We start from the raw sequence: 13,769 nt of genomic DNA on the forward strand, positions 1-13,769 counted from the left end.
AATCAAACGCCGCCATCCCGCGATGGCGGCGTTTTTTGTTCCTTTCGATATCAGGTAAAGGCGAAGAGTCTCGCCCCTTCACACACCTCTATCCGCCCCGCCATCCCAATCGGATCAAGCGTCCCGTCCGTCAGCCGCTCGACCAGCGCACTCTCCGACACGGGCACCTCCGCCAGCGTCCGCGCGTCCGCTTCGGTGCGCGCCACGATGACGGCCCGCGCGGGCTGTCCCTCCCGGTCATAACGCACCGTCCAGCTCTCCACCGTCACCGCGCCCTCATATGCCTCATCGACCCCCGGCGCAGATCGCCGCCGCGCATCCGCCCGGGTCTGAACGTCCGAGGACCGCGGGCCATCAAAACCGTCAAGCCGCTGACCCGAAAGCAAAATCGCATGGTTCGTCGTGACGATTCCACCATTGCCGTATAGCAGCCCCTTGTCCCCGGTCCCCCGCAGCTGCTCAACCATGCAGGCCAGCGCATGGGACATGTAATTGGCCACCGGCGCGCCGCCGAAGGTCAGCCCGCCAAAGACCGTCACCGGACGCTCCAGCGGCCAGTCCAGCACCCGCCGCGCCAGTTTCGGCACGCAGGGAAAGCAGGAATATAGCTCCACATGGTTCAGATCACCCGCGCTCACACCGTTGAAGTCCAACGTTGCGCGCAGCACCTCCTCCATGGAGACGGAGCGCCAGTACCCCTCCCTCTCCAGAAACTCCGCCGGTTCCTTGGCCCCGGCGCCGTAGCCGACATGGACCAATCGGTCCAGCGCCACGCCCCGGCGCAGGGCCTCCGCCTCGGAGGTCACGAGGAACCCGGCGCCCTGGTTGACGCTGGCATTGGCCACCATGAGCTTGGTGTAGGGATGGGCGATCGGGCGGTTGGACGGCCCAGGCGTCACCACCTCCTCTGCCGTTGCCCCGCCGCGCAGCCAGGCCGCCTCCGTCCGCGCCGCGACCGCCGCCATGTCCGACCAGATCACCCCGGTTTCCGCCTGCCCCTCCGCCAGGCTTTGCCCCCAGGCATGGCGGCAGGCGTTTTCATAAATCGGGTAAAGGTCCACCGGTGCCGTCAGCCCGAAGGCCGCGCGATAAGGTGCCACCGACCGCTTCGGATTGCCACGCAGGATATCGCCGGGCCGTGTGCCATTGGCCCGCGCCCGGGCCGCCGCTGTCCGCAGCGCCTCCGCCCCGACAATCGCCACGACGCGCTCCTCGCCCGCCGCGATCCGGTTCACCGCCTCGTTCAGCAGCCGGACGGGGCTGTCTCCATGCGGCAGCTCCGTCGTCTCACAGACCGCCCCCGTCGCACCAAGACGCTCCGCCAGCGTCCCCGCGATCCCGTCGAGATCCGGAAAGGAGATCTGATCCACCGTCGCCACCCGGTCCAGCCCCGCCAGCCAGCCACCCCCGGCATCCCGGTCGGCCAGACGCAACCCGGCCTCCATCAGCTCCAGTGAATCGCGACCCTCTTCCGCCACCTCAGGCCGGTCGTTCACCTGCCCCACGCCGACGATCACCGGGCGATGCTTTGCCTCTGCCATGCCTGCCTCCCTTGCTGGGGCGAATGGTTCACCGACACGCGCAAAATCACAACCGAAACCCTTTGAAATCCGCGCCGGGCGGTCCTATATCTATCCCGTCGGGCAACCGACTATGGACATAAACGCGCTCGTAATAAGCGGATCGGACCCGGGGGCGGTACCCGGCGGCTCCACCAACCACCATCCGGCGGCATCCTTCGTTTGGGGAAGTCATCGGGGTCATGGGGCCGAAATAGGATCGACGAACGTCTAAAGGGGTTTGCTTTGTCCCGGTGAGCTACCACCGTTATCGGTGCGAACAGTACAATTGCAAACGACAATCGTGCTCCGGTTGCTCTGGCTGCGTAAGCAGTTCGAGGAATCGAAATCTAAGTCCTTGCGCCTAGCAGCGTAAGGCGGGGCCCGCCGGAGCCTGGCAACAGAATCCGGCACTTACATCCTTCGGGCACCTGGCAACAGAAGCCTGCAGGTCATTCCCCGACAGACACCCCTTCGCGCAACGGAAACGCCGCCGCCAGGGCCGCACGCCCGGCAGGGCGGAACCGGATCACCCGGCTGCCCGGAACGCGATCGGCCCATCCGACAGACAGGACATGATCCAGCAGCGCGGTGCCGAGCGGCCCCGCCAGATGCATGCGCCGTTCCGACCAGTCCAGGCATTCCCGACAGATCGGCCCGCGCCTCAACTGCGGCACTGCAACCCCCATATCCTCGAGCGCCGCGCGTCCTTGCGCGCTCAGCACCAATCCGTCCTCCGCCAGCACCAGCATCCCGCGTTCCCGTAGGCTGTCGTACATGCGCACGGCCATGCCGCCCGCCAGATGCTTGTAACAGCTTCGCGCCTCGCGCATCGCCGCGTCACGCGGCCCGGTCCGCACTCGGTGATGCCCCCGCGCTTCCGCCAGCGACATCAGCGCCTCCAACGCCTGGCCGACATCCTCGCCCGCGAGGCGAAAATACCGGTGCCGCCCCTGTTTCGCGACACTCAGCAGCCCCGCACCAACCATGCGCGACAGGTGTTCACTGGCGGTCGGCAAGCTCACCCCCGCCACGCCGGCCAACTCCCCCGCCGTCAGCGCGCGACCATCCGACAGGGCGACCAGCATATTGGCCCGCCCCGGATCGCCGATCAGCGCCGCCAGCAAAGCGATATCCGGTCCGTCCTTCATACCCGCCACCCTAGCACATCCCGCATCGGAATGCTTCGGCCCCTTCCGAACCATTTGGCACTCCCGGCTTGCTAGACCGCCGGCATGACAACTGACGGAGCCCCCATGCTGACCTGTATCATCCGCTACGACATCGACCCCACAAAACGCGCACAGTTTGAGGAATACGCCCGCACCTGGGGTCAGTGCATTCCCCGCAACGGGGCGGACCTCATCGGCTATTTCTCCCCGCGCGAAGGCTCCTCGACCCTCGCCTACGGGATCTACAATATCGAAAGCCTCGCCGCCTATGAGGCCTACCGCGCCCGCCTCGCAGCAGATCCGCTTGGCAAACAGAACTACGACTTCGCCATGAGCGAAAAGTTCATCCTGAAGGAGGACCGCACCTGGCTCGCCCGCGTCGATCAGGGCTGACCCTCCCGACAAACCTTGACGAATCGTCCCCCTGCCCGCACCCATGGGGCATGGGGATCAACGCGAACGCCCCGTGAGGCGCCAGCCCAAGGTTCGCATGTGCACCTTTCCGAAGGACTCATGCCCATGCCTGGCCCTACTGAAATTACCTCTCAGCAACTCCTCCGCCTGATCGGCACATCGCAGGCCCCGGTCCTCATCGACGTACGCACCGACGAAGACTTCGACGCCGTCCCGCGCCTCATTCCCGGCGCGCGGCGCATCCGGTTCGACGATCACCTCGCCATTCAGACCACTGCCCGGGACCGCCCGGCCGTGATCGTCTGCCACAGGGGGCAGAAGCTGTCTCAGGGGGCCGCCGCCCTTCTGCGCGCGTCCGGAACGTCGGCGGAAACCCTTGCGGGCGGCATGCTCGGCTGGACCGAGGCTCAGGCCCCGACCGTCGATGCCACCGCCCTGCCCGGTCTGACACGTGGCGGAACCCTCTGGGTCACGCGCCATCGGCCCAAGATAGACCGCATCGCCTGCCCCTGGCTGATCCGGAGATTTGTCGACCCGACCGCGCGGGTCCTCTTCGTCGCCCCGTCCGAAGTCATGGCCGTTGCCGAGAAATTCGACGCAACCCCTTTCGACGTGGAAAACGTCAGGTTCAGCCACCGCGATGACCTCTGCACCTTTGACACCATGCTATCTGAATTCGGCCTGCACAGTGACCCGCTCGACCACATCGCCCGTGTCATCCGCGCGGCCGATACCGACCGTCACGACCTTGCGCCCGAAGCCGCGGGTCTTCTGGCCATCTCCGTCGGCCTGTCGCGCCTCCACCGCGACGACATCGCACAGATGGAGGCCGGGCTGACCCTCTACGACGCGCTCTACAGATGGGCGCGCGACGGGCGTGACGAAACCCACGACTGGCCGGGGGGCGGAAAATGACCCCCTCCTGGTCCGACATGACCCGCACCTTCGGGCGTATCGGCCTGCTGTCCTTTGGCGGGCCGGCGGCGCAGATCGCCTTGATGCACGAGGCCCTCGTCGACCGACACAAGTGGCTGACGGAAAAGGATTTCCTGGGCGCCCTGTCCTTCTGCATGTTGCTCCCGGGGCCAGAGGCGATGCAGCTGGCCACCTACACCGGATGGCGGCTGCGCGGCACCCTGGGCGGGCTGCTCGCCGGGCTGCTCTTTGTCTTGCCGGGGGCACTGGTCATCGCCGCCCTTGCCTTCGCCTATGCGGCCTATGGGGATGTCCCGCTGGTTCAGTCCGCCTTTCTCGGCATCAAGGCGCTGGTCATCGTGATCGTCTTTCAGGCCCTCTGGCGTCTGTCGCGCAAGGCGTTGAAGGGCCGCGATCACTGGGTGCTGGCGGGGCTGTCGTTTCTCGCGCTTTTCCTTTTCAACCTGCCTTTCCCGCTGATCATCCTCTGCGCCACGCTTTGGGGACTGGTGACGACAAGGCCTACGGACCGAAACAGCGCAAGCCTCCCGGCCGATTGGCCCGCCACCCTGCGTACCGCGCTCGTCTGGGGCCTGCTCTGGGCCGCGCCGCTGGTCTTGCTCTCCCTCTTCGACGCGCCCTTCCTTACCGCGCTGGCGCTTTTCTTCGCCAAACTCGCCGTCGTGACCTTTGGCGGCGCCTATGCCGTGCTCGCCTATATGACGCAGGAGGTCGTGCAGACCCATGGCTGGCTCACCGCGCCACAGATGATCGACGCGCTTGGCCTCGCCGAAACCACGCCCGGCCCGCTGATCCTTGTCACCCAGTTCACCGGCCATCTCGCGGGGATCCTCCAGGGTGGTTGGACGCTTGGCCTGCTGGCCGGCCTCCTGACCCTCTGGATGACCTTTGTGCCCTGTTTCCTGTGGATTTTCACCTTCGCCCCGCATGTCGACCGCCTGTTGTCCAACCCGCGCCTGAGCGGGGCGCTGTCGGCGATCACCGCCGCCGTGGTTGGCGTGATTCTCAACCTGTCGATCTGGTTCAGCCTCCACGTGCTCTTTCCCGAAATCGACGCCCCCGCCGGTCTGCCTCGGTCCCTCGGCCCCCTCTCACCGCTTGCCGCAATATTGACCGCTACTGCCGCCCTCGCCCTCCTCCGGCTGACGATTTTGCCCGCCATCGGCGTGATGGCTCTGCTGGCCATGGTGCTTGGGCATTTCTTCGGATTATGACCGAGACAGAGCTTTCGTTTCGGGACGAATCTCCTATGCTTGGTCTGGAAGAGTGTTGGAACACTAGATGTCGCGTTCAATTGACTATGGAAACCTGATGCACCGCGCCATGCGGGGCCTGATTCAGGAAGTGCTGGCAGATGTCGCCGAAAACGGTCTGCCGGGCAGCCATCATTTCTTCATCACCTTCGACACCCGCCACGAAGACGCACGTCTGGCCGACTGGCTGAAGGACCGCTACCCGTCCGAGATGACGGTCGTCCTGCAACACTGGTTCGACGCGCTGGAAGTCGATGACGAGGGCTTTGCCATCACGCTGAACTTCGGCGATTCGCCGGAACGGCTGCGCATCCCCTTCGACGCCATCCTGACCTTCGTCGACCCCTCGGTGGAGTTCGGCCTGCGGTTCGAAACCCAGGACGACAGCGCCGAGGACGACGAGATCGACGAAGCCGACCCTGCCCGCCCCCTACGCGAGGAAAAGCCCGCGCCCACGGACGAACCGGGCGGCGAGTCCCCGGCCCATGACGCCGAAGTGGTTCAACTGGACAAGTTTCGGAAGTAATCCGTAACATCATGAAATTTTTGTAAAAACACGAAGGAGCTGCTTGCCAGCTCCGCGTGACCGGCGTTCTGTTCTGCCAGCCAAGCAGCCAGGAGGAACCAAGGTCATGGCCAGTGATTTCACCGTCTTTCTGTCGGAGATGATGCGCAACCCGAGAGAAGTGTCCGCCATCGCCCCCTCCTCAGCCGCCGTGGCACGGCGCATGACCGAAGGCGTGGAAGAGGTGACCGGCCCGATCGTCGAAATCGGCCCCGGCACGGGCAGCTTCACTCGCGCCATCCTGAACCGCGGCGTCGCGCCCGACCGGCTGATCCTGATGGAGTTGAACCCGCGCTTCTGCGAGGAGTTGCGCCAGAAATTCCCCGGGGTGACCGTCCTCAACCGCCCGGCGCAGGAGATCGAACAGATCGGCGTCACAAACCTCGGCTGCGTGATCTCCGGCGTGCCGGTCCTGGCCCGCCCCCAGATCCAGCGCGAGGTCGTCGGCCGCGCGTTCAACGTGCTCTCCGCCGAGGGCGTCTTTGTCCAGATCACCTATTCCCCGAACGCCCCGATCCCGGCCGAGGTACAGGCGCAGATGGGCATCACCGCCCGCAAACGCGCCACGGTCTGGGCCAACCTGCCGCCCGCGCGCGTGTTCGAATTCCGCCGCCGCGCCCAGTAGGGTGGGGTTTAACTCCACCCTACAACCGGTTTACTTCAAACGGTATTCCAGCAAATCCAGGTAGACCGCCGCATGTTCCCGCAGCACCTCGACCTTGTCGACGCTGCGCGAGGCCGTCCACAGCCCGTTGGCAAAGATCGTCGTCGTCCGCGCCAGCGCCCGCCGATGCGCCACGGGCAGCCGCGTCGCCTGCTCCCGCTCCAGCGCGGTAGCAAAGGCGTTTTCCATCCGCAGGTTATGCTCGGCCACTTTCACGGCAATCTCAGGGTCATGCGGTGCGGTTTCCGTCGCCGCATTGACCACGAAACAGCCTGGTCCCGGCAGGCCGATCCCCTCGGCCATCTCCACCATGCGGCCGAAATAGCCCACGATCGCCGCCAGCCCGTCCCCCGACCCCGTCACCGGGTTGAGGATCGGCGCCACCACATGCTCGTGGTACCGCGGGAAACAGGCGAGGTAGAGCGCCTTTTTCCCCCCGTAGTCGGAATAGATCCCATGACGGCTGACACCGGTCTTCTTGACCAGCTTGTCCATGGAGGTCGCTTCATATCCGCCCCACCAAAACTGCGCGAGAGCGCCATCGGCGAGACTTTCGGGTGTGTGGGAGGGTTTACGTGGCATAGTTGAACTATGTCGGAACACATATTCTGACACAAGATCCCAAATGGATAGGGCCACAAGATTCTTCGCGCGATTGCGTGCCCGGGGCCAAGCGCGTATAGCCTGCCCAACCTGCACGATCGGAGTAGACCACGATGACCCAGACCCGCACCGAAAGCGACAGTTTCGGCCCGCTTGAAGTTCCCGCAGACAAGTATTGGGGCGCGCAGACGCAGCGCTCGATCATGAACTTCCCCATTGGTTGGGAAAAGCAGCCCGTCGCCATCGTGCGCGCCCTCGGCGTCATCAAGAAGGCCTGCGCCATCGCCAACCGCGACAGCGGCGCGCTGGACGGCAAACTGGCCGAGGCGATCATCCAGGCCGCGGGCGAGGTCGTGGACGGCAAATTCGACGACAACTTCCCGCTGGTTGTCTGGCAGACCGGCTCCGGCACCCAGTCGAACATGAACGCCAACGAGGTCATCGCCAACCGCGCGATCGAAATCCTCGGCGGCGAGATCGGCTCCAAGGACCCGGTGCACCCGAACGACCACTGCAACATGGGCCAGTCCTCCAACGACACCTTCCCGACGGCCATGCATATCGCCGCGGCGACCACCGCCCGCGACGTGCTGCTGCCCGGCCTGACCAAACTGGCCGAGGCGCTGGAAGCCAAGTCCGAGGAATTCAAGGACATCATCAAGATCGGCCGGACCCACACGCAGGATGCGACCCCGCTGACCCTTGGCCAGGAATTCTCCGGCTACGCCATGCAGATTCGCAATGGGATCAAACGGATCGAGATGGCCCTGCCCGGCATCTACGAACTGGCGCAGGGCGGCACCGCCGTCGGCACCGGCCTGAACACGAAACAGGGCTGGGGCGAAACCGTCGCCGGTCACATGGCCGACATCACCGGCCTGCCCTTTGTCACCGCCCCCAACAAGTTCGAGGCGCTCGCCGCCCATGACGCCATGGTCTTCATGTCCGGCGCCCTCGCGACCGTGGCCGGTGCCATGTACAAGATCGCCAACGACATCCGCTTCCTCGGCTCCGGCCCCCGCTCCGGTCTGGGCGAGTTGATCCTTCCGGAAAACGAACCCGGCTCCTCGATCATGCCCGGCAAGGTCAACCCGACCCAGGCCGAGGCGATGACCCAGGTCGCGGCCCACGTCATGGGCAATGACGCGGCGATGAAGTTCGCCGGGTCCCAGGGCCATTTCGAACTGAACGTCTACAACCCCATGATGTCCTACAATCTTCTGCAATCCATGCAGCTGATCGGCGACGTCGCCGACAGCTTCACCGAGCGGATGCTTTCGGGCATCGAGGCCAACAAGCCGCGCATCCAGAAGCTGATGCAGGAAAGCCTGATGCTGGTCACCGCCCTGGCCCCGACCATCGGCTATGACAATGCCACCAAGGTCGCCAAGACCGCGCACAAGAACGGCACCACGCTGAAGGAAGAGGCCATCGCGCTTGGCTTCGTGGACGAGGAAACCTTCGACAAGGTCGTGCGCCCCGAGGACATGATCGGCCCCAAGGCCTGATCGTCCCGGAACCACGCGAAGGAAGGGCCCGCTGTTCCCGCAGCGGGCCTTTGTCTTGCCCCCGGGCGGACACACCGCAACTGACCCCTTCCCCTTTGGCCACATCCGCGGATAGGCTGCCCCCATGTCCGACAAGATCGTCAACCTCAACCGCTTCCGAAAGGACCGCGCCCGCGCTGAAAAACGCGCGGCGGCGGATGCCAACGCGGCGAAATTCGGCCGCACCAAGGCCGAGCGTCGGCTGACTGAGGCCGAGCGGAAGAAGGCGGAACGCGCCCTGGACGGGCACAAGCGGGACCAAGACGAAGAGTGATGTCCGCCCGCCCGCAGAAACGCTCTCTCACGCTGCGCGGACATCGCACCAGCGTATCACTGGAAGCGGAATTCTGGGATGCCTTCCGCGATATCGCGAAAGAAGAAGGCAAGCCGATCAATGCCCTGGCGGCAGAGATCGACGAGGCGCGCGGCACGGATGCCGGCCTGGCCTCGGCCATACGGGTCTATATCCTGACCCGTTACCGTGGATGATTATTCAGCTGCGGTTGCGTTGCCGTCCGAAGACCCGCCATCCGACGACCCGCTGTCCGAACCACCGCCCTCACCCTCGCTCCGCTTGGCGCGGGGCTTGCGGTTGTAGCTGCGTTTGGGCTTGGACTTCGGCTCTTCGCTCGACTGGCTTTCCGGCGTCTCGACCAGGCCAGTGTCGGCCTCGCCCGCGTCCACATCCAGGACATCTGGCTGGTCGGTGGTCGAAGGATCGGGCTTGCCGCCCTGCGCGCCATCGTTGCCATCCTGATCCTGCCGCGCGCGGTCGCGCTCGGACTGCCGCTTGCGGTTTTCCGATTCCTGCTGTTCGCGTTGTTTGTCCTGCTCTTTCTGGGCGGTGCCCAGCATGCGCAGGTAATGTTCCGCATGTTGTTGAAAGTTCTCGGTGGCAACGCGGTCACCGGCCAGCTGTGCGTCGCGCGCCAGCTGGTTGTACTTGTCGATGATCTGCTGCGGGGTCCCGCGCACCTTGCCCTCGGGACCGGAGCTGTCGAACACCCGGTTGACGATATTGCCGATATTCCGGTTGCGGTTCGACTTGTTGCGCGAACGTGATTTAGAAGATCTCATGAGCCTGTGATGAGCCTTGCTGATTGGGCTGTCGTTTGCCCCTGCCTGCGCTGAATTGCGCGGAGGCGGCGGTAGACACTGTGGGCTTAACTGCCGTCGAGGGGGACGCAACACGGCGTCCCGGCCTTGACTGTATCCCGAATAAACACGTCGTAACCTCGATTACAAGCGAAAATACCACAAGATTCGGTCAAGTCGCGCACCTGTCCCCCGCGATCCTCACCCCAAATCGCGCGCCAGGACCACCCGATCGCGCCCGTCGAGGTCCGGGATCACCTCTACCTGCGTATAGCCTGCGGCGCGGAACAACCCGCTGACAGCCGCCCCCTGGCTCGGTCCGATCTCGACCATCACAAGCCCTTCCGGGTTGAGATACCCGGCGGCCTCCCGCGCAATGATCCGATAGGCGGTCAGCCCGTCGCCCTCATCCGTCAGCGCCAGACGCGGCTCCCAGTCCCGCACCTCGGGCGCGAGGTCAGGCATCTCCTCGGCGGCGATATAAGGCGGGTTCGACACGATCAGGTCAAAGCTCCCCTCCACGGCGGAAAACCAGTCCGACCGGGTCAGCTCCAGCCGATCCGAGACCCCGATCCGACGGGCATTCCTCCGCGCCACCGTCAGAGCCGCCTCCGACAGATCCACCGCAACGCCGCGCGCCGTGGCGCGTTCGGCCAGGAGGGAAATCACGATACACCCCGTGCCGGTCCCCAGATCCAGAACGCGTGAGAAGCGTCCGCCAAGCGCCTGATCCACCAGCGTTTCCGTATCCGGCCTCGGGTCCAGAACATCCGGTGTGACATCGAATTCATGCCGCCAGAACGCCCGTTTGCCTACGATCTGGCTGACCGGCTGCCGTTTCAGCCGCTGCGCCACCCCGATCTCCAGAAAATGCAACGTCATCTCATTGGGGTGGTCGCGATCCTGCGGCTCCGGCGCCTCGGCCCCCAAAGCATAGGCCCAGTCGTATAGTCGCCGCGCATCCCGCGCCGCATCCGGGATCCCGGCCTCGGCCAGGGTCCGCGCAACACGCTGCTGGATCACCCCTCCATCTCCGCCAGGAGCGCCGCCTGATGATCGGCGACCAGCGCGTCGATCACCTCGTCCAGATCGCCCTGCATCACCTGATCCAGCCGGTAGAGCGTCAGGTTGATCCGGTGATCGGTGACCCGCCCCTGGGGGAAATTATAGGTCCGGATCCGCTCGCTCCGGTCACCGGAGCCGACCTGCGCTTTGCGATCCGCGGCACGTTCCTCCGCCGCCCTCTGACGCTCCATGTCGAACAGCCGGTTCCGCAACACCTGCATCGCGATCGCGCGGTTCTGATGCTGCGACTTCTCCGACGAGGTCACGACGATCCCGCTTGGCACATGGGTGATCCGCACGGCGGAATCCGTCGTGTTCACATGCTGGCCCCCGGCGCCTGAGGACCGCATCGTGTCGATCCGCAAGTCATTGGGATCAATGTGGATATCCACATCCTCCGCCTCCGGCAAGACAGCCACCGTGGCGGCGGAGGTATGAATGCGCCCGCCGCTTTCGGTCTCCGGCACCCGTTGCACCCGATGCACGCCGCTTTCGTATTTCAACCGGGCAAAGACGTTCTCGCCCTGAATATTGCCCACGACCTCCTTGATCCCGCCCAGCTCCGTCTCGGTCATCTCGACGATCTGGAACCGCCAGCCCCGCGCCTCCGCATAGCGCTGGTACATGCGCAGCAGATCCCCGGCGAACAGCGCGGCCTCGTCGCCCCCGGTCCCCGGCCGGATCTCGATCATGGCGGGTCGGGCATCGGCGGCATCGCGCGGCAGCAGGGCCAATTGCACCGCATGCTCCAGCTCCGGCAGATCGCCCGACAGACGCGCAATCTCCTCCCGCGCCAGCTCCCGCATCTCGGGGTCGGCGGCCAGCGCTTCGGCCTCGTCCAATGCCTGCCGCGCCTCCTGCCAGGCGGTGATGGCGCCCACCACCGGGCGCAGTTCCGAATACTCGCGCGACAGGGCGGCAAAATCCCCGCTCCCCTCGGCCATCCGGGCCTCGAGGTATTCAAATCGTTGCGTGATCTGGGACAGGCGGTCGAGCGAAATCATGGCCTTCCATTCCCTATTCGCCAGACTTGGTCAAGGCCGACCCCCATGCTATTCTGGGCCTATGACACCGCGCCTCCTCTCCGGCCTGCACATGGCTTTGATCACCGGGCTCCTCACAGGCCCGGCGCTGGCCGATGCCACGATCGGCGGCAAGACGGTCGACTGCTATTGCACCGACAGCTCCGGCGCGCGCAAGGAAATGGGCGAGGTCATCTGCCTGCAGGTCAACGGCCGCATGTTCACCGCGCAATGCCAGATGTCGCTGAATGTGCCGATGTGGCGTGAATTGAGCGAGGGGTGCCTCAACTCCGACGCCGCCCCGCAGATGAGCATCGCGCCCGAGGCCCTGCCCGGTTAAGCGCCAGGAGCCACGGGCCGCTAGGGCCGGTCCATCGGCGTCGGAAACCAGCCGATGTCCAACTGCGCATACCGGTTCACGTAATCCGACATGTCGATCATCGCGTCGCGGCGCAGGATGCGGATATAGGGCCGCTCGATCTCGATCAGCCCCTCGTCGGAAAAGGCCCGCAGCAACCGGTTTACATAGACCTTGGTCAGGCCCAGCACCTCGGCGATATCGACCTGGCGCAACGGCAGACGGAACCGTTTCCCGAGGGTCGGGTTGGCGATCAGCAGACGTTCATGAATATCCAGCAGGAAATGCGCCATACGCTGGCGCGCATCCCCGGCCCCCATCATCGCCAGCCGGTCGCGCACGGTGACCTGATCCAGCCCGGCAATCGCCATGAAAAGCGCGGCCAGGCGCGGGGCCTCGCGAAACACCTCGGTCATATGCGATTTGGGAAAGGGGCAAAGCACGCCATCGGTCACCATCCGCGCCTGATGCGGCGCGACACGCACGCCCAGGCCCGGCAGGCCGATCACGTCACCTGGCAGGAAAATGCGCAGGGTCTGGCTGCGCTCCTTAAGCGGCCCTGCGGTCGCAATCGCCCAGCCATCCTTCACCACATAGAGCTCATCAACCGGCGCCCCCTCATGAACCAGGATCTCGCCCCGCTGGACCGGCCGTTCCCGGGCCTCCATGTGGTGCAGATACCCCAACTCATCCTCGGTCAGATGGATCAGATGGTTCAGTCGATTCGCGAAACTGCTGAGTTCGGCAGCCGCCCCGTCGGCGTCAACGCCGTTTCGCCCCTTCATGCCTTGTCTGTGATGCATCGTTACGCTCTGCGGTGCCTCCCCGTCAAAGCTCCGATACTCTCGGGGGACCGGCCCCCGACACCCCGACATGGCAGGCGGTCGCACGGCCCGCGGCCTTCCGTAACGTCAAGCGTCACATTTCTACTGGCAAATGTATGACCTATGTAATCCACGGAATTCATTGACCTAACTCGCACCAAAATCACGATGCCCGGCGGCTTGAGGCTGACCCGGGCCCTTTTTCAAAACGTTAGTGCTGTCCCGGGGGCACGCCAACGTCCGGGGCCGTGTCAATAAGTGCAAAGACGGGTAAATTTGGACAAAAATGAAATTGGTATAACTGAATTTGAGCTTGGCGCGGCGCTCCGGCCCGTGGCACAGTCGTTTCAGGTTTCGAAACAAACCTGTCCTACACACTGCGATAAAGTCATTTTGGTGCCCCAAAAGGACGGCAATTTTGCCATAGCTGCCCTCTACGCACTGGGATACGCCCAGTCACGAAGGTCCTGACCATGCAACACATCAAACGCGCGCAGGAAGAGGCCGCGGATCGCCACCGTCGGCTTTTCGATCTGCTCCGTTCGGGCGAGATTTCGGCCAATCTGCTGACCTCGGACCGCGAGGCGGAGCCGCCGCGCCCGACGCATCCCCAATCCCTGCCGGACCCGGCCGCCGATCTGTCGGACCTGCAGCGCCGCGCCGTGGAATCGCTCCTGGCCTCCCGCCGCTGA

Annotated in this window: 17 protein-coding genes and 1 other RNA gene; 11 read left to right on the top strand and 7 right to left on the bottom strand. The window is 64.8% G+C overall.

What is annotated here, in order from left to right:
* Positions 1-50: 50 nt before the first annotated feature.
* Positions 51-1,541, bottom strand: a complete 1,491-nt coding sequence (locus ACFC2Y_RS11735) for a hypothetical protein (protein WP_375172886.1) — start codon at positions 1,539-1,541, stop codon at positions 51-53.
* Positions 1,542-1,599: 58 nt separating this feature from the next.
* On the opposite strand from ACFC2Y_RS11735, the gene ssrA reads away from it, so the two are divergent.
* Positions 1,600-1,974: a transfer-messenger RNA gene (gene ssrA, locus ACFC2Y_RS11740) on the top strand.
* 37 nt (positions 1,975-2,011) lie between these two features.
* Here the strand turns inward: ssrA and ACFC2Y_RS11745 are convergent.
* On the bottom strand, positions 2,012-2,710 hold the full coding sequence (locus tag ACFC2Y_RS11745; protein ID WP_375172885.1) for an ArsR/SmtB family transcription factor: 699 nt from the start codon (positions 2,708-2,710) through the stop codon (positions 2,012-2,014).
* 105 nt (positions 2,711-2,815) lie between these two features.
* Between ACFC2Y_RS11745 and ACFC2Y_RS11750 the strand changes: the two genes are divergently transcribed.
* The 5 genes from ACFC2Y_RS11750 (at position 2,816) to ACFC2Y_RS11770 (ending at position 6,524) form a co-directional block, all read left to right on the top strand.
* Positions 2,816-3,124 carry an NIPSNAP family protein gene (locus ACFC2Y_RS11750; protein ID WP_375172884.1) on the top strand — a complete coding sequence of 103 codons (309 nt, stop codon included), beginning with the start codon at positions 2,816-2,818 and terminating at the stop codon, positions 3,122-3,124.
* Between the two features lie 126 nt (positions 3,125-3,250).
* Positions 3,251-4,060 carry a chromate resistance protein ChrB domain-containing protein gene (locus ACFC2Y_RS11755; protein WP_375172883.1) on the top strand — a complete coding sequence of 270 codons (810 nt, stop codon included), beginning with the start codon at positions 3,251-3,253 and terminating at the stop codon, positions 4,058-4,060.
* Positions 4,057-5,295, top strand: coding sequence for a chromate efflux transporter (gene chrA / locus ACFC2Y_RS11760; protein WP_375172882.1), 1,239 nt, complete (start codon positions 4,057-4,059; stop codon positions 5,293-5,295). The genes ACFC2Y_RS11755 and chrA overlap by 4 nt, the downstream gene beginning before the upstream one ends.
* A gap of 67 nt (positions 5,296-5,362) precedes the next feature.
* Positions 5,363-5,860: an SspB family protein gene (locus tag ACFC2Y_RS11765; protein WP_375172881.1), complete on the top strand. Its 498-nt coding sequence runs from the start codon at positions 5,363-5,365 to the stop codon at positions 5,858-5,860.
* Positions 5,861-5,966: 106 nt separating this feature from the next.
* A complete protein-coding gene (locus ACFC2Y_RS11770; protein ID WP_375172880.1) occupies positions 5,967-6,524 on the top strand; it encodes a class I SAM-dependent methyltransferase in 558 nt (185 codons plus the stop codon).
* A gap of 30 nt (positions 6,525-6,554) precedes the next feature.
* On the opposite strand, the gene ACFC2Y_RS11775 is transcribed toward ACFC2Y_RS11770, so the two are convergent.
* Positions 6,555-7,145, bottom strand: a complete 591-nt coding sequence (locus ACFC2Y_RS11775) for a TetR/AcrR family transcriptional regulator (protein ID WP_375172879.1) — start codon at positions 7,143-7,145, stop codon at positions 6,555-6,557.
* A 134-nt stretch (positions 7,146-7,279) separates the two neighbouring features.
* Between ACFC2Y_RS11775 and fumC the strand changes: the two genes are divergently transcribed.
* The 3 genes from fumC (at position 7,280) to ACFC2Y_RS11790 (ending at position 9,202) form a co-directional block, all read left to right on the top strand.
* Positions 7,280-8,674 carry a class II fumarate hydratase gene (gene fumC, locus ACFC2Y_RS11780; protein ID WP_375172878.1) on the top strand — a complete coding sequence of 465 codons (1,395 nt, stop codon included), beginning with the start codon at positions 7,280-7,282 and terminating at the stop codon, positions 8,672-8,674.
* Between the two features lie 124 nt (positions 8,675-8,798).
* Positions 8,799-8,987 carry a DUF4169 family protein gene (locus tag ACFC2Y_RS11785; RefSeq protein WP_375172877.1) on the top strand — a complete coding sequence of 63 codons (189 nt, stop codon included), beginning with the start codon at positions 8,799-8,801 and terminating at the stop codon, positions 8,985-8,987.
* Positions 8,987-9,202 (top strand): ribbon-helix-helix domain-containing protein, encoded by a 216-nt coding sequence (locus ACFC2Y_RS11790; RefSeq protein ID WP_375172876.1) that lies wholly within the window; start codon positions 8,987-8,989, stop codon positions 9,200-9,202. The genes ACFC2Y_RS11785 and ACFC2Y_RS11790 overlap by 1 nt, the downstream gene beginning before the upstream one ends.
* Here ACFC2Y_RS11790 and ACFC2Y_RS11795 read toward each other — a convergent pair whose 3' ends face one another.
* From ACFC2Y_RS11795 to prfA, 3 genes are all read right to left on the bottom strand, one after another.
* Entirely contained in the window at positions 9,203-9,790 is a 588-nt protein-coding gene (locus ACFC2Y_RS11795) for a DUF4167 domain-containing protein (protein ID WP_375172875.1), read from the bottom strand.
* A 219-nt stretch (positions 9,791-10,009) separates the two neighbouring features.
* Positions 10,010-10,831 (bottom strand): peptide chain release factor N(5)-glutamine methyltransferase, encoded by an 822-nt coding sequence (gene prmC, locus ACFC2Y_RS11800; protein WP_375172874.1) that lies wholly within the window; start codon positions 10,829-10,831, stop codon positions 10,010-10,012.
* Positions 10,828-11,877 (bottom strand): peptide chain release factor 1, encoded by a 1,050-nt coding sequence (gene prfA / locus ACFC2Y_RS11805; protein ID WP_375172873.1) that lies wholly within the window; start codon positions 11,875-11,877, stop codon positions 10,828-10,830. Before prfA ends, prmC begins: the two co-directional genes overlap by 4 nt.
* 91 nt (positions 11,878-11,968) lie before the next feature.
* Here prfA and ACFC2Y_RS11810 point away from each other — a divergent pair, with 91 nt between their 5' ends.
* Complete coding sequence (locus ACFC2Y_RS11810; RefSeq protein ID WP_375186441.1) at positions 11,969-12,235, top strand: hypothetical protein; 267 nt, start codon at positions 11,969-11,971, stop codon at positions 12,233-12,235.
* A 20-nt stretch (positions 12,236-12,255) separates the two neighbouring features.
* On the opposite strand, the gene ACFC2Y_RS11815 is transcribed toward ACFC2Y_RS11810, so the two are convergent.
* Positions 12,256-13,056: a Crp/Fnr family transcriptional regulator gene (locus ACFC2Y_RS11815; RefSeq protein ID WP_375172871.1), complete on the bottom strand. Its 801-nt coding sequence runs from the start codon at positions 13,054-13,056 to the stop codon at positions 12,256-12,258.
* A gap of 494 nt (positions 13,057-13,550) precedes the next feature.
* Here ACFC2Y_RS11815 and ACFC2Y_RS11820 point away from each other — a divergent pair, with 494 nt between their 5' ends.
* Entirely contained in the window at positions 13,551-13,769 is a 219-nt protein-coding gene (locus ACFC2Y_RS11820) for a hypothetical protein (RefSeq protein WP_375172870.1), read from the top strand.

This window comes from Pseudooceanicola sp. (genome assembly GCF_041987405.1).
GTDB lineage: Bacteria > Pseudomonadota > Alphaproteobacteria > Rhodobacterales > Rhodobacteraceae > Pseudooceanicola.